The organism is Pseudomonas kilonensis (assembly GCF_001269885.1).
Classification (GTDB): domain Bacteria; phylum Pseudomonadota; class Gammaproteobacteria; order Pseudomonadales; family Pseudomonadaceae; genus Aquipseudomonas; species Aquipseudomonas kilonensis.
Genome location: NZ_LHVH01000034.1, coordinates 145,809 through 161,440 on the forward strand (window position 1 = coordinate 145,809; position 15,632 = coordinate 161,440).

Below are 15,632 nucleotides of genomic sequence, written 5' to 3' on the forward strand. Positions count from 1 at the left end.
GAGCGGAAAAAACGATAGGTGTGGCTTTGCTTGCGAAGCGCTCGCCTGGCGCTATCGGTTCATGCAGCGCTCGTAGGCTGCCAGAACAGTGCGCTCCGATTGCACCAGATAGGCTTCGAGCATCTGGGTGGCTTCCTCGGGTCGCCTTTCTTCGATACAGCGCAGGATTGAAACGTTCATGTCGACATAGGGCATATGCAAGAATTCGGGATCATTGAGCAGGCCGAAGGCCAACCGCAGCTCAGCCGATATCTGCCCGTAGAACACCACCAGGCGCGGGCTGTCGGCGAGTTCGACGATCGCCTTGTGGAACATCATGTTCGCGGTGCCGACTGCGATCCAATCCTTGGCCTCACGCGCTCGCATGCCCGCTTCCACGGCTTCGCGCATATGCAGTGTTCCCGGGTGCAGCGGATAACCCTGCGCGATGGCCTTGCATTCGATAAAACGGCGCACACGATAGATGTCAATGATCGAGGCCATATCCGGCTCCGCCACGGTCACCCCTCGATTGGGTTCATGCTTGAGCAACCCCTCCCGCGTCAGGACCCTGAACGCTTCCCTCAAGGTGTTGCGTGAAATCTGCAGGTTGTCGGCCAGGGCCGCTTCGGACAGCCGCTGGCCCGGAACCAGCTCACCTTCGACCAGCATTCTGCGGATCTCCTGGGTAATGGATTCTCCCAGCGAGCGAGGAAGGGAAGGTGAAACGTCGTTCATGTGCAATCCAGAATATGAGGAAGTCACTTTGATGTTCCATGAGAGCCCAGCCCATGGCAAGGAGCAAGGGTGTTGCCTGCATCATTAAGTAACACCCACGAGTGACAAGGTTACAATTTGGTGCAAATTGTAGCCTCACAGCAAATTGATTGTTGAACAATCGAGACGCTATAGATCAACACTTCTAGGCGGATGTTTGAGTCCTGGCACGCTCGTTGCTCAATAAAAAATATCTCCCACCGTAGGAATTGATGCCGTGACACAGACAGCCGTGACACAGACCGCTCAAGATTTTACAAAGACGCGACGCGCTTCCCTGATCGCCGCAATTTTCATGATGGCGACGTCCGCCATCGGCCCTGGCTTCATCACCCAGACCGCCACGTTCACGGCCAAGATGGGTGCGGCATTTGCGTTCGGTATCCTGGCCTCGATTCTGATCGACTTCGTGGTTCAACTTAACGTCTGGCGTATCGTCACCCTGACTCGAATGCGTGCCGCAGACGTGGCCAACAAAGCGATTCCAGGCAGTGGCTACCTGCTGGCGGTTCTGGTGATCTTCGGCGGGCTGGTGTTCAACGTCGGCAACATCGCCGGTGCCGGGCTGGGCCTGAACGCGCTGATGGGGCTTGATGCAAAATGGGGCGGCGGTCTCAGCGCCCTGCTGGCCATCGGCATCTTCCTCTCCCACCGCGCCGGATTGGCCGTCGACCGGCTGATCGTCGTGCTGGGCCTGGTGATGATTGCCCTGACGCTGTTCGTGGCCTTTGCCTCTAACCCGCCACTGGGTGAAGCCCTCTACCAGACCGTACTTCCGGACCAGATCAATTTCGCCACCATTACTACCATCGTCGGCGGCACGGTCGGTGGTTACATCACCTATGCGGGGGCCCACAAACTGCTGGACCGCGGTACTACCGGGGTAGAAAATCTCCAGGCAGTGACCAAGGCAGCCCTGGGCGGCATCCTGGTCACCGGCCTCATGCGCTACATCCTGTTTCTCGCCATCCTCGGCGTTGTTGCCAGCGGCGTAGTCATCGACACCTCGGGCCAGGGCGCCAATCCGGCCGCACAAGCCTTCCAGGCGGCAGCCGGGCAGTTCGGCCTGCGCGTCTTCGGTCTCATCCTCTGGGCCGCCAGTATCACCAGCGTGATCGGCGCCGCTTACACCTCCATTTCCTTTATCACCGTGTTCAAGCCGGACATCACTGAGCAGGGTCGCAACCGCGCCACCACCGTATTCATCACCCTATCGCTGCTGATCTTTGTCCTGATGGGGACTGCTCCTGCCGCACTGCTGCTCTTCGCGGGCGGTTTCAACGGCCTGATACTGCCAATCGGCTTGAGCATCTTTATCTACGTCGGCTGGCGCCGGTCCGACCTCATGGGCGGTTACCATTACCCACGCTGGCTGCTGGTACTGGGCGTCCTGACCTGCCTGCTGACCTGGTACATGGCAATCAAATCCGTTGGGCCGATCTTCGCCTTCCTCAACGTCGCCTGAGCCCGATAACGAACAAGGAGTCACGTGAATGCCAACCATAGATATCAACAGCGACCTGGGTGAAAGCTTTGGCGCCTGGCACATGGGCGACGATGCCGCGATGCTCGATGTCGTGACCAGCGCCAATGTCGCCTGCGGTTTTCACGCCGGAGACCCTGCCGGCATCCTGCGGACACTGAAAGCGGCGGCGGCAAAAAATGTCGCCATTGGTGCCCATGTCGCTTACCCGGACAAAGTGGGCTTTGGCCGACGAAACATGGACGTGGCCAGCGATGAGCTGACTGCCGACGTGATCTACCAGATCGGCGCGCTGCAAGGCCTGGCCAAGGCCGCCGGCACCTGCGTGCGCTATGTGAAGCCCCATGGCGCCTTGTACAACACCATTGCTCACGATCGCCGCCAGGCGCTGGCCGTGATCGAAGCCATCCGCACGATCGACTCCAACCTCATATTGGTTGCCCTGGCAGGCTCAAGCCTGATTGAACTGGCCCGCAACGAGGGGTTGCAGTGTATCGCCGAAGCCTTCGCTGACCGTGCCTATACGCCACAGGGCACCCTCGTCTCTCGCCGCGAACCAGGCGCCGTGCTGCACGATCCCAAGCTCGTCGCCCAACGTATGCTGCGCCTCGTTGAAGACGGCACCATCGAAGCGATCGATGGCAGCCTGACCAGAATCCAGGCCGACTCGATCTGTGTCCATGGCGACAGCCCGGCAGCGGTGGAAATGGCCCGCGAGCTGCGCCGCGTACTGGAACAGGCCAACATGTCCTTGCTGCCCTTTGCCGGAGGACGCCCATGAACGCTCTTGATCTCGCCCGCCAGGCGGCCATCGCTGCTGCCCGCCAAGCACGCACTGCCTACCGTGGCGGCCTGGTCACCCCCACGGCAGGTATCGCGCCGGGCATGACCCAGGCCAACCTGATCGCCTTGCCGCGCGCCTGGGCATACGATTTTCTACTGTATGCCCAGCGCAATCCTAAAGCCTGCCCGATCCTTGACGTCAGCGACGCCGGCAGCCCAGGTACGCTGCTGGCTGAAGGGGCCGACCTGCGCACCGATATCCCCCTGTACCGCATCTGGCGTGATGGGAAACTGGTGGAGGAAGTCAGCGACGCCACTCAGGCCTGGGCCGAACACGACGACATGGTGGCCTTCTTGATCGGCTGCAGCTTTACCTTTGAAACGGCCCTGCAAGAGGCCGGCATCGAAGTGCGGCATATCACTGATGGTTGCAACGTACCGATGTACCGGACCAACCGTGCCTGCCGTCCGGCGGGACGTCTGCAGGGTGAAATGGTGGTATCGATGCGACCGATTCCAGCCGATCGCGTGGCCGAGGCGAGCGGTATCTCCGGACGCTATCCCTCAGTCCATGGCGCCCCGGTGCACATCGGCGAACCGGCGCTGCTCGGGATCCAGGACCTGAGTCGACCCGACTTCGGCGACGCCGTACGCATCGAACCCGGTGAGATCCCGGTGTTCTGGGCCTGCGGTGTAACGCCCCAGGCCGCGGTCGTGGCCTCGGGCGTGCCCTTTGCCATTACCCATGCGCCCGGCCATATGTTCATCACCGATGTGCCTGACAGCACCTATCACGTCTAGGAGTTTCCTGTGCGTTTTCTACCCGTCAACCTGGACGCCCTGCTCGTCGAACTGAAAGACCTGGACGAGACCCTGGCGTTGTTCGACGCCCTGATGGCCGAACCTATTGCTGGCGTGGAGGAGATCATTCCTGCCGCACGAACGCTGCTGATCCAATTTCGCCCCAGCGCCATTGCCCAGCAGGCGCTCGTCAATCGTATCGCTGGCCAGGACCTGAGCCAGCGCCGCGAGATCGAGCATCGCCGGGTGGAAATTCCCGTCCATTACAATGGTGAAGACCTTGACGAGGTCGCCACGCTGCTGGGGATCAGCCGTGCCGAAGTGGTCCAACGCCACACCGCCCATGACTACAGCGTGGCCTTCTGCGGATTTGCGCCGGGCTTCGCCTACCTCACTGGCGGTGCCGGTTTCCAGGTGCCTCGCCGACAAACTCCACGCACCCGCATACCCGCAGGTGCGGTTGCCCTGGCGGGGGAATTCAGCGGGGTTTATCCACAAGCCAGCCCCGGTGGGTGGCAGATCATCGGCGTCACGCCTTTGCAGATGTGGGACCTGAACCGCGCTGAATCGGCCTTGCTGCGTCCAGGCTATAAAGTACGGTTCACCGATGCCGGCCCGCTCCCGGCGGGTGGCCTGCCCGCCCCCACGGTACCGGCAAGCGCCACCGCGCCCAGCGGCACCTATCTGGAAATCATCACCCCCGGTTTGCACAGCGTACTGCAGGATATGGGCCGTCCCGGCCAGACCGGCCAAGGCGTATCCTGTTCCGGCGCGCTGGACCAGGGCGCGCTGCGGGCAGCCAACCGCGCGGTCGGCAACCGCTCGGACATGGCCTGTGTGGAATCGGTACTCGGCGGCCTGAGCTTCGTTTGCCATGGCCGTGCCGTGATCGCTGTCACCGGTGCGAAAACCCCGGTCACAATCACCAACGCCAGTGGTCTGCAATGGCAGGCAAGTCACTACCAGCCCATCGAGCTGGACGTGGGTGACCGCGTCAGCCTGGGTTCGCCCCTCGCGGGGCTGCGCAGCTACCTGGCGATTCGCGGCGGCTTTGACATCGCTCCGGTGCTAGGCAGCCTGTCCACAGACACCCTGGCCCAGGTCGGCCCCCCGGCGCTCGCCGTCGGCGACCTATTGGGTTTTACGACACTGACCACGGGAACCAGCGTATCGCTGAACGAAGCCCCGGCCTTTGAATTGCCTACTACTGCCAACATCATCACCCTTGACGTGGTCATGGGACCGCGTACCGACTGGTTTACCGAAGACGCTATCCAGCGTCTGAGCAGCCAGCTCTGGCGCGTCACCCCACAGTCCAACCGCGTCGGTATTCGTCTGGCCGGTGAAATGCCGCTTGCGCGCAGCAACCACCATGAGTTGCCCAGCGAAGGCACCTGCGTCGGCGCCATTCAGGTTCCGGCCAGCGGCCAACCGGTTCTGTTTCTCGCCGATCACCCGTTGACCGGTGGCTATCCGGTGATCGGCGCAGTTGCCCACTACCATCTCGACCTGGCTGGCCAGATCCCTATCAATGCGCAGATTCGCTTCAACCCTGTGGACGGCTTCAAAGAGATTCAACCCGTTACGCAAGCCTCTTCAACTGCCGATGTGAAAAAACTTCCATGAAAAAATTACTGATTGCCAACCGTGGTGAAATTGCCGTCCGCATCGCCCGCGCCTGCCGCGACTACGGCGTGCAGTCTGTTGCGGTCTATGCCGACGCGGACATCGACGCCCTGCACGTGCGCCAGGCCGACGAAGCCTACTCACTCAATGGCCAGCGCCCGGCCGAGACCTACCTGGATATCGGCAAACTGATCGCCGTCGCCAAACGCAGCGGCGCCGATGCCGTGCACCCCGGCTATGGTTTTCTGTCTGAACGGGCCGACTTCGCCCGGGCGGTGATCGACGCAGGGTTGATCTGGATCGGTCCCAACCCGCAGACCATCGACGTGCTCGGCGACAAAGTCGAGGCGCGAAAAATTGCCCAACTGGTCGGGGCACCTCTGGTAGCCGGTACGCCTGGCCCGGTCGAAAGCGCCGCCGAAGTATTGGCCTTTGCCGAACAGCACGGCCTGCCAATTGCCATCAAGGCTGCCTTTGGCGGCGGTGGACGCGGCATGAAAGTCGCCTGGCGCATGGATGAAGTGGCTGAATTGTTCGCCTCCGCCGTGCGCGAAGCGCAAGCGGCCTTTGGTCGTGGCGAATGCTACGTCGAACAGTTCCTCGACCGTCCTCGGCACATCGAAGCGCAGATCCTCGCCGACAAACACGGCAAGGTCGTCGTCGTCGGCACGCGTGACTGCTCCTTGCAGCGGCGCAATCAGAAGCTGGTGGAGGAAGCGCCAGCGCCCTTTATCAGCGACGAACAGCGCCAGCGGATTCATCAATCCGCTCAGGATATCTGCGCCAAAGCCGGCTACGTCGGTGCCGGCACGGTGGAGTTCCTGCTCAGCCAGGATGGCACCCTGTCGTTCCTCGAGGTCAATACCCGCTTGCAGGTCGAGCACCCGGTGACCGAAGAGACCACTGGGGTGGATCTGGTGATCGAACAACTGCGGATCGCCGACGGTTTCCCGTTGTCCTTCAGTGAGACGCCGCCCCCGCGTGGCCACAGCTTCGAATTTCGCATCAACGCGGAAGACCCAGGCAAGGGCTTCCTGCCCACCCCCGGTCAGATCACCGATTTCCTGCCGCCATCTGGCCCGGGCGTTCGCCTGGACAGCGGCGTGATAAGCGGCTCGCGAGTGCCCAGCACCTTCGACTCGATGATGGCCAAACTGATCGTCACCGGCGCCACCCGCGAACAGGCCATCGTCCGCGCCCGGCGCGCCTTGGCTGAATTCAACATTGAAGGCATTGCCTCGGTGCTGCCGTTCCACCGGGCCGTGATGGACCATGACGACTTCACCGGTGCCGATAAATTCGCCGTGCACACGCGCTGGATCGAGACCGATTTCGCCGAACAGATCACGCTCGCCCCACGTACCGCCGTATCCGCCGACCCTGGCATCCTGCGCACGTTTGTCGAGATCGACGGCAAGCGCCATGAACTGGGCCTTCCGGCTGCGCTGCTGCGAGGCGTCAGCTTGAACGCTGCGGGTAGCGCCAGCGAAAGCGCGGCCCCATCCGAGGCCGCTGATCCGCAGGCGGTAGTGACGCCCGTGGCGGGTAATCTGCATACCTGGGTCGTCAAAGACGGCGAGTCGGTGAGCGCGGGGCAAGTGATCGCGGTGGTAGAAGCCATGAAAATGGAAACCTCGGTCCTCGCACCGTGTGAAGGCCAGGTGCAGATCGCCAAACAAGCAGGCGACTACTTTGAAGCCGGCTCCGTCATTGGCCGCATCCAAACAGCTCACTGATTTAAAACTTTTCTTTTCGCAGTCAGTACGCGCAACGGGGTAATACCCCGGTTGCCGCGTGCTGCCCGCAGAAAACTGTAGATGTAACTTTGCAATCAAAATAACGATAAAACCCAACAAATAAATCTGCCGTTATCTGGAGCATAAAGAGCATGTCAATCAATAAGGCGTTCGCTATTGCGGGTACTTGCGCGTTGATTTTCCCATTCACGGCATCTGCAGATTTTATTGCCGACAGTAAGGCCAGTATTGAACTGCGTAACTTCTACTTCAATCGTGACTTTCGCAACGGCCCTCCGACGGCCCAGCGGGACGCGGCAAAAGAATGGGCCCAGGGCGCCATGTTGCGGTTCGAGTCAGGTTATACCGCCGGCACCGTGGGCCTGGGCATCGACGCCGTTGGCATGCTCGGCCTCAAGCTTGACGGCGGTGATGGTTCCGGTGGCACCGGCCTGTTGCCGGCTGATCTCAGTTCGAAAAACAGCCGCGGCTCACAGGACGAATATTCCAAACTTGAGCTGACGGCCAAGGCGAAGGTGTCGGAAACGGTTCTAAAGGCTGGCTCACTCGCCTTCCGTACACCCGTGGTATCGAGCAATGACACACGCCTGCTGCCCTCCACGTTCGAAGGCGCGCTACTGACCTCCAAAGACATTGATCAGTTGGTCCTGCAAGGGGGCAAGCTGGCGCAAATCAAGTTCAACAGTTCCTCGGACTATCAGGACTTCACGGGGAACCGCATCGGCGGTGTCAGTGATGACTTCCGCTTTGCCGGTGGTACCTACAGTTTCAACAAAGCCCTTAGCACAAGTCTGTTCTACGGCAATCTGGAAAATGTCTACCGGCAGTTCTTTGGCGGCGTCGTCTATGAAATTCCCCTTGCCGCGCAGCAGTCGCTGAAGTTCGATCTACGTTATTCGAAAAGTACCGATGACGGTAACTTCCGCCCGCTCGATAACCGGGCAGCGAACGGACTGGTTGCCTACACCCTGGGCGCCAACGTGTTCACGGCCGCCTATCAACACATGAGCGGTGACGACCCCTTCCCGTACATTGCCAATAGCGACCCGTACCTGGTCAACTTTGTCCAGATCAATGACTTTGCCAACACTCAGGAACGCTCCTGGCAGCTGCGTTATGACTACAACTTCGCGGCAATGGGCATTCCCGGGCTGACGTTCATGAGTCGCTACGTCCAGGGTGACAACGCGTTGGTCGGGGGCAGTAACACGGGCAAAGAGTGGGAGCGCGATACGGATATCGGTTACGTGATCCAAAGCGGTTCGCTAAAAAACCTCGGGGTCAAACTCAGAAACGCTACGGTTCGTTCGAACTTCGGCAATGACCTGGACGAAACCCGTCTGATCGTGAGTTACACATTAGCACTTTGGTAATCCGCTGACGGCGACCTTTGTCCCTGCGCAACCGATCCTTATTCAGAGAAAGTGCAATGAAAAGTCTCAGGTTTAACCAGAAGATACTACTGATTGCTTCGTTGCTTATCATGACGGTGTTTTGCACATTCACCGTATTGAATGATGTTCGGTTGCGTGACGACAACGTAAAAAAAATCGAGGAGCACACCCGCGCCCTCTCGGCAGCGATGGCACATGATATCCAGAGCTGGCTGGACGGACGAATGATTCTGCTAAGGGGATTTGCCGAACTCATCGGCGACGATCCCTCGCCGCAAAACATACTCGACAAATTGCAAAGCCAAGTGCTCATGAGCCAATTTATCGCAGGTTATGCGGGTACCCGTGACGGTGGGTTCCAGATCCATCCCCCGCGGCAGATGCCAGCCGATTACGACAGCAGGCAACGGCAATGGTACATAGACGCCGCAGACCATGGCGTGGCGATGACCGAACCCTACGTAGGGGCCGGGATCGACTACCCGATTATCACCCAGGCGGTCGCCATCCACGCCGGGCAGCAAACGCTCGGCGTCCTGGGCGCCAGTCTGAACATCGAGACGATTTCCCAGACGCTCAACGCGCAAGCCTTCGAGGGCAACGGATACGCCTTTGTGGTAAGCAAGGAAGGTAAAATACTGGTTCACCCCGACAAGGCGCTGATCGGCAAGACACTGTCCGATCTGTTTCCGGGCAACACCCCGACGCTCAATGATCGATTGGTGGAAGCCACTACGGTCGATGGCGTGAAATTCACCCTGTTCTCTGCGATCAAGGGCCTGCCGATGAAAGACTGGTACATCGGCATCGTCCTGGACAAACAGGCAGCCATGGCCAGTCTTGCTGCGTTCCGCAGTTCGGCGATCATCACGACAATCGTTGCCGGCATGGCCACCCTGCTGCTGCTCGGACTGCTTATTCGCGTGTTGATGAAACCCCTGCGCCTTATCAGTCACGCGATGGAAGATATCGCCCAGGGCGACGGTGACCTGACCCGACGCTTGTCGATCCTGTCCAAGGATGAATTCGGCCAATTGGCCGTGAGTTTCAATCGCTTCGGCGACCGGATCCATGCCTCCATCACCGAAGTCTCATCGACGACGAACTCCCTGAAAGAGGCCACCAGCAAGGTCCTGACGGCCTCCAACTCCTCGGTTGGGAAGTCGGAACACCAATCCGGCTTTACCAGCAACGTGGCGGCGGCCATTGAGGAGCTTGGGGCGTCGGCGCAAGAAATCGCCTCGAGTGCCTCGGCGGCGTCCAGAGGCGCCTCGAGCGCCAGGGCGCAGATCGATTCGAGCTGCAGGCTCGTCGAGAACACGGTCAATGCCATGAGTTGCCTGCAAGCAAACATCGAAGAAACCCGCGCACAGATCGAAGAACTCAACGCCAAAAGCGCCAATATCGGCAAGGTGCTGGAGGTCATCTCGACGATCTCCGGAAAAACCAACCTGCTGGCCTTGAACGCGGCCATCGAGGCAGCCCGGGCCGGAGCGGCCGGGCGCGGGTTTGCCGTGGTGGCGGACGAAGTCAGAAGCCTTGCCCACCACACCCAGACAGCGACCGAAGAAATCCGCGCGGTGATCGAGGCGCTGCAGGAGGGGGCTACCCAGGCGGCCAAGACCATGCTGCGCAGCCATGAAATCGGCAGCCAAAGTGTACGGGTGGCGACCGAGGCCGGGGACAGCCTGCTGACCGTGGTGTCACGCATCATCGAGATCGATGAGATGTGCCTGACGGTCGCCGCGGCAACCGAGGAGCAAACCAGTGCTGTTGACCAGCTTACTCGGGATGTTCATGAGATCAGTCAGTTGAATCGCCATGCCACCGACAACTTGTGCTCGACCCTCAAGGCGTGTGGGGAACTGGATTTTGAAGTCGGACGCCTCAGGAGTGTGGTCGACACTTTCAAGTTGTAGACACACACGCCATGCCCCTCGGCCAGTGGACCGAGCTGATAGAATGCCCGCCCTGATCCGCCAGACATCGCTCGCCATGACTCAAGCTTCCAAGCCTTCCACTCCAAACGTCGCCATCATCGGCGGCGGCCCCGCCGGCCTGATGGCGGCCGAGGTGTTGAGCCAGGCGGGCCTTCAGGTCGACCTGTACGACGGCATGCCATCGGTGGGCCGCAAATTCCTGCTGGCCGGCGTGGGCGGCATGAACATCACCCACTCCGAAGCCTTCCCGGCCTTCCTGTCCCGCTATGCCGAACGCGCGGCGAATATCGCCCCGCTGCTGCGGGCATTTGGCGCAAACGAACTGTGCGAATGGATTCATGGCCTGGGTATCGACACCTTTGTCGGCAGTTCCGGGCGGGTATTTCCCACCGACATGAAAGCCGCGCCACTGCTGCGCGCCTGGCTCAAGCGCCTGCGCGATGCCGGCGTGGCGATCCACACGCGCCACCGCTGGCTCGGTTGGAACCCTGATGGCAGCTTGCGCATTGCGAGTCCGGAAGGTGAGACAACGCTACGCCCCGACGCGACCCTGCTGGCGCTGGGCGGCGGCAGTTGGTCGCGCCTGGGCTCCGACGGCGCCTGGATGCTGGCGCTGGAACAACGCGGCGTGCCCCTGGCGCCATTGCAACCGAGCAACTGCGGGTTCGAGGTAGAGGCCTGGAGCGACCTGATGATCAGCAAATTCGCTGGCGCCCCGCTGAAAAATATCGCCATGGGCTTGAACGACGATGTACCGCGCCTCGGTGAATGCGTGATCACCGCCACTGGCCTCGAAGGCAGCCTGGTCTACGCCCTGTCGGCGCCGGTTCGCGAAGCCATCAACCAACACGGCAGCGCGACGATCCATCTGGACCTGCTGCCGGGCCGGCCTGTGGATAAGATCCAGCAAGCCCTGAGCAAGCCACGCGGCTCTCGCTCGATGGCCAAGCACTTGCACAGCCAGCTGGGGATCGACGGCGCCAAGGCGGCGCTGTTGCGCGAGCTCACGCCGGCCGAATGTTTCACTGACCCGGCGCGGCTGGCCCAGGCGATCAAGGCCCTGCCAGTCACCCTGGTGAAGACCCGCCCTTTGGACGAAGCTATCAGCAGCGCTGGTGGCGTGACCTTCGAGGCCCTGGATGAACGCCTGATGCTCAAGCAATTGCCCGGCGTGTTCTGCGCCGGGGAAATGCTCGATTGGGAAGCACCGACCGGCGGCTACCTGCTCACGGCGTGCTTTGCCAGCGGTCGCGCGGCGGGGTTGGGAATCCTGGAATTCTTGAACGGTTGAACCCGTAGGAGCTGACGAGTGAAACGAGGCTGGGATCTTTCCCCAGACACTTGAATCTCAAGCGTAAGATCAAAAGATCGCAGCCTCGCTTCGCTCGACAGCTCCTACAGTTCCCATGTGGCCTTTGATATCAAGGCTTGCGCTTACGCGGCCCAGTGTTGAACACCGGCACTTTGCGCACAGGCTTGACCGAAGGTTCCACAGGCGAGGCATCGCCGCTGTCCACCCACTTGCCCAGGTTGCGCTTGCCGCCACCACCGGAGGTTTTCGGTTTCTTCGGTTTTTTCGGTTTCTTGATCACCTGGCCGCTGGCATCGGTGTCCGGTACCCGATGCTCAGGCTCGAAGTCCTGTTCCATCTGGCGAGTCAGTGTCTGGCGCGTCAGCATCTCGATGGCCGACAGCAGGTTCACTTCGTCGGCGCAGACCAGGGAAATCGCTTCCCCGGTCGAACCCGCCCGACCGGTACGGCCGATGCGGTGGATGTAGTCCTCGGCGACGATCGGCAGGTCGAAGTTCACCACCAACGGCAAGTCCTCGATATCCAAGCCACGGGCGGCGACGTCGGTCGCCACCAGGATCTGCACTTCGCTGGCCTTGAAGCGGTCCAGCGCGCGCTGGCGGGTGGCCTGGGGCTTGTCACCGTGGATGCCGTCGGCGTTGATGCCCAGGCCCTGGAGTTTTTCCACCAGCGCATCGACGCCGTTGCGGGTCTTGGCAAAGACCAGCACCTGCTTCCACTTGTTCTTGCGCATCAGGTGCACAAACAATTCCGGCTTGCGCTTCTTGTCCACCGTCACCACCCATTGCTTGACGGTGTTGGCGGCGACGTTGCGCGGGCTCACTTCAATGCTCAGCGGATCGTTGAGCATCTGCCCGGCCAGCAGGCGGATCGCGTCGGAGAAGGTCGCCGAGAACAGCAGGGTCTGGCGCTTCTTCGGCAGGGCCTTGTAGATGTTCGCCAGCTCCTCGGAGAAGCCCAGGTCGAGCATGCGATCGGCTTCGTCCAGCACCAGGGTCTGCAACTGGTTGAACTTCAGCGCGTTCTGGCGGAACAAATCGAGCAGACGCCCCGGCGTGGCGACCAACAGGTCGACGCCTTTGCGCAATTTCATCATCTGCGGGTTGATGCTGACGCCGCCGTACACGGCGTAGGTGCTCAGCGGCAGGTTTTGCGCGTACTGGCGCACGCTTTCATGGACCTGCTCAGCCAGCTCACGGGTCGGCACCAGGATCAGCGCCCGCACCGAGTTGGCCGCGACCTTCGGCCCTTCAGTGGTCAGCAACTGCAACAGCGGCACCGCGAAACCGGCGGTCTTGCCGGTACCGGTCTGGGCGGCGGCCATCAGGTCGCGACCGGCGAGCACCGCCGGCATGGCTTGAGCCTGAACCGGGGTCGGGGTCTGGTAGCCGAGCGTCTCGAGGGCGCGCAGCAAGGGTTCGATCAGGCCAAGGGTGGCGAAAGTCATGGAAGTACCGTAGGAAAAATCAGCGCAAGGTGTGCAATGCGCGGCAGTTTACCCTAAATCAGGCGGCGGCCGGCGCAGGCTTGGGTTTGCGCCACTGCGGCAATCCGATCAACACCACGGCGCTGATGATCACCAGCATCGCCACACTTTCTTCAGCGCCAATGGTTTCACCCGCGAACACGATCCCCAGCAACACTGCCACGGCTGGGTTGACGTAGGCATAACTGGTGGCCGCCGCCGGGCGCACATGCTTGAGCAGGTACATGTAGGCATTGAAGGCAACGATCGAACCGAAGCAGGTCAGGTAAGCCAAGGCAAGCCAACCTTCCAGCGGCGGCATGCTGTCCAGGTGCTCGCCGCTGGCCACGCTGCCGATCAACAGCACCACACCGCCCACCAGCATTTCCACGGCACTGGCCATCGCCCCGGTTGGCAACTGCACATGTTTGCTCAGCACCGAACCGAAGGCCCAGGACGCCGCCGCGAATACCAGCAAGGTCGCCCCCAACGGGCTGGACTGCAGGTTGGAACCGAGGTTGAGCATGGCGATGCCGATCAACCCCAGCACAATCCCCGCCCATTCCAGACGGGTATTACGCGCGCCCCAGAAATATCCACAGAGCAAGGTAAACAAAGGCACTGTCGCCACGGCCAGGGCCGCCACCCCGGACGCCACGCCCGTGTGCTCGGCCACACTGACCGCGCCGTTACCAAAACTGAGCAACAGCACGCCAATGATGGCCCCGGCCTTCCATTGCGCCCACGTCGGGGCCGGGGCCCCACGCCAGCGCAGGAAGCCGTACATCAACGAACCGGCCAGCACAAAACGAATCCCGGCCAACAACAGCGGCGGCCAATGCTCCACACCGATACGAATCACCAGGTAGGTCGAACCCCAGATGACGTACAAGGCAAAAAAAGCAGCGATCAATGGCAGGGGGAAACGGCGTAGGCCAGGCATGTTCAGCTCGAAGTCAGGACAATGAGAGGCTTTATTCTAGAAAGGCGATAGACGGAAAATAAGTTACAAAACCTGTTTATCAAAGCCATACACTTTTCAAAACACGGAGATCAGCGCTATAAATCGCGTTTTCGAAAGTCACGCCAACAGGAAGCCAAACCGTGGATAAATACGACCGCATGCTGCTCAGCGCTTTGTTGGACAACGGTCGTGCGTCCTACGCTGAACTGGCCCGCAAAGTGAACCTGTCAGCCCCCGCCGTGGCCGAGCGAGTCAGCAAACTGGAAACCAGCGGTGTCATCACCGGTTATCAAGCCAAAGTCGACATGGCAAAGATCGGTCTGCCGGTGCAGTGCGTCATCGAACTGCGAATGAACCAGCACGGCAACCAGAAGACCTACGACGAACTGTGCAAGATCCCACAACTGACCGAGTGCCACCGGGTCACCGGCGACCCGTGCGTGATCATGCAAGCGGCAGTGGGTTCGATGCCCGAGCTGGAAGAATTGATCAACCGCATCGCCAAGTTCGGCTTCAGCAAGACCTCGATCGTGCTGTCCAGCGCCATTGAAAAGCGCGTGCCGTTGGGGCAGTTGGAAGGCAACGGTAAATAAGGATCAAACACTGAACGACCTGTGTGGGAGCGGGCTTGCTCGCGAATGCGGGGTGTCAGTCGCACATTTACCTAATGACACACCGCATTCGCGAGCAAGCCCGCTCCCACAAGGGTTCTGTGGTGTGTTTAGAACCCGCGATGCCGCTTGAGGTGCTCATTGATCTTCGCCGCCGGCACTTTCTGCAAACTGCACAGCAAATCATGGGACAACTCCCGCAGCCCATGCTTTTGTCGCAGCTCCGAAGCCAGGTGCGCGGTGAGGTTGGCGGCCATTTCGGCGTCGGCCATGGCCCGGTGAGCCTGGCCGGTGTGGGGCAAGCCGGCGAAAGCGTTGAGCGTGCCGAGCTTGTGGTTCGGTGCAGCCGGCATCAGGCGCCGGGCCAGCAACAGTGAACAGGCAAAATTCTGCAAGCGAGTACGCTTGATTCGCCCCAGTTCGAAGTCCCAGAACTTCTGGTCGAACGCGGCGTTGTGGGCCAGCAGGGGCGTGATGCCGACGAACTCGTTGACCTCGTTCATCACTTTTTCCGCCGACGGGGCGCTGCGCAGCATGGCGTTGCTGATGCCGGTCAGTTGTTCGATGAAGGCTGGCACCCGTACACCGGCATTCATCAGGCTCTGGTAGCGGTCGACGATCCGGCCTTGCTCGAGCATCACCACCGCGATTTCAGTGGCCCGGCAACTGCTGCTCGGGGTGATCCCGGTGGTTTCAAAGTCGATGACTGCGATGCGTTCCAAACCTTTTGAACTCCGTGA

Annotated in this window: 13 protein-coding genes; 9 read left to right on the top strand and 4 right to left on the bottom strand. The window is 60.8% G+C overall.

The features are described from left to right. Positions 1–51 precede the first annotated feature (51 nt). Positions 52–717: a GntR family transcriptional regulator gene (locus AD662_RS24820; RefSeq protein WP_074849481.1), complete on the bottom strand. Its 666-nt coding sequence runs from the start codon at positions 715–717 to the stop codon at positions 52–54. Between the two features lie 271 nt (positions 718–988). Between AD662_RS24820 and AD662_RS24825 the strand changes: the two genes are divergently transcribed. The 8 genes from AD662_RS24825 (at position 989) to AD662_RS24860 (ending at position 11,831) form a co-directional block, all read left to right on the top strand. Next, positions 989–2,221 (top strand): NRAMP family divalent metal transporter, encoded by a 1,233-nt coding sequence (locus tag AD662_RS24825; RefSeq protein ID WP_053189947.1) that lies wholly within the window; start codon positions 989–991, stop codon positions 2,219–2,221. Between the two features lie 28 nt (positions 2,222–2,249). Continuing rightward, positions 2,250–3,020, top strand: coding sequence for a LamB/YcsF family protein (locus tag AD662_RS24830; RefSeq protein WP_053189900.1), 771 nt, complete (start codon positions 2,250–2,252; stop codon positions 3,018–3,020). Next, on the top strand, positions 3,017–3,823 hold the full coding sequence (locus AD662_RS24835) for a putative hydro-lyase (protein WP_018604970.1): 807 nt from the start codon (positions 3,017–3,019) through the stop codon (positions 3,821–3,823). Before AD662_RS24830 ends, AD662_RS24835 begins: the two co-directional genes overlap by 4 nt. 9 nt (positions 3,824–3,832) lie before the next feature. Then, a complete protein-coding gene (locus tag AD662_RS24840) occupies positions 3,833–5,449 on the top strand; it encodes a 5-oxoprolinase subunit B/C family protein (RefSeq protein WP_018604968.1) in 1,617 nt (538 codons plus the stop codon). Continuing rightward, positions 5,446–7,185: an acetyl/propionyl/methylcrotonyl-CoA carboxylase subunit alpha gene (locus tag AD662_RS24845; RefSeq protein WP_053189901.1), complete on the top strand. Its 1,740-nt coding sequence runs from the start codon at positions 5,446–5,448 to the stop codon at positions 7,183–7,185. The genes AD662_RS24840 and AD662_RS24845 overlap by 4 nt, the downstream gene beginning before the upstream one ends. 152 nt (positions 7,186–7,337) lie before the next feature. Then, positions 7,338–8,579, top strand: a complete 1,242-nt coding sequence (locus AD662_RS24850; RefSeq protein ID WP_018604964.1) for an OprD family porin — start codon at positions 7,338–7,340, stop codon at positions 8,577–8,579. Between the two features lie 56 nt (positions 8,580–8,635). Continuing rightward, positions 8,636–10,519: a methyl-accepting chemotaxis protein gene (locus tag AD662_RS24855; protein WP_053189902.1), complete on the top strand. Its 1,884-nt coding sequence runs from the start codon at positions 8,636–8,638 to the stop codon at positions 10,517–10,519. A gap of 76 nt (positions 10,520–10,595) precedes the next feature. Next, positions 10,596–11,831, top strand: coding sequence for a TIGR03862 family flavoprotein (locus AD662_RS24860; RefSeq protein ID WP_053189948.1), 1,236 nt, complete (start codon positions 10,596–10,598; stop codon positions 11,829–11,831). Positions 11,832–11,961: 130 nt separating this feature from the next. On the opposite strand, the gene rhlE1 is transcribed toward AD662_RS24860, so the two are convergent. Both rhlE1 and yedA read right to left on the bottom strand, forming a co-directional pair. Beyond that, on the bottom strand, positions 11,962–13,299 hold the full coding sequence (gene rhlE1, locus AD662_RS24865; RefSeq protein WP_024618228.1) for an RNA helicase RhlE1: 1,338 nt from the start codon (positions 13,297–13,299) through the stop codon (positions 11,962–11,964). A 58-nt stretch (positions 13,300–13,357) separates the two neighbouring features. Continuing rightward, positions 13,358–14,260 (bottom strand): drug/metabolite exporter YedA, encoded by a 903-nt coding sequence (gene yedA, locus AD662_RS24870; RefSeq protein ID WP_018604952.1) that lies wholly within the window; start codon positions 14,258–14,260, stop codon positions 13,358–13,360. Between the two features lie 161 nt (positions 14,261–14,421). Between yedA and AD662_RS24875 the strand changes: the two genes are divergently transcribed. After that, positions 14,422–14,874, top strand: coding sequence for an Lrp/AsnC family transcriptional regulator (locus tag AD662_RS24875; protein ID WP_018604950.1), 453 nt, complete (start codon positions 14,422–14,424; stop codon positions 14,872–14,874). Between the two features lie 128 nt (positions 14,875–15,002). Here the strand turns inward: AD662_RS24875 and AD662_RS24880 are convergent, their stop codons facing one another. Next, complete coding sequence (locus AD662_RS24880; RefSeq protein WP_053189903.1) at positions 15,003–15,614, bottom strand: 3'-5' exonuclease; 612 nt, start codon at positions 15,612–15,614, stop codon at positions 15,003–15,005. Between the last annotated feature and the right edge of the window lie 18 nt (positions 15,615–15,632).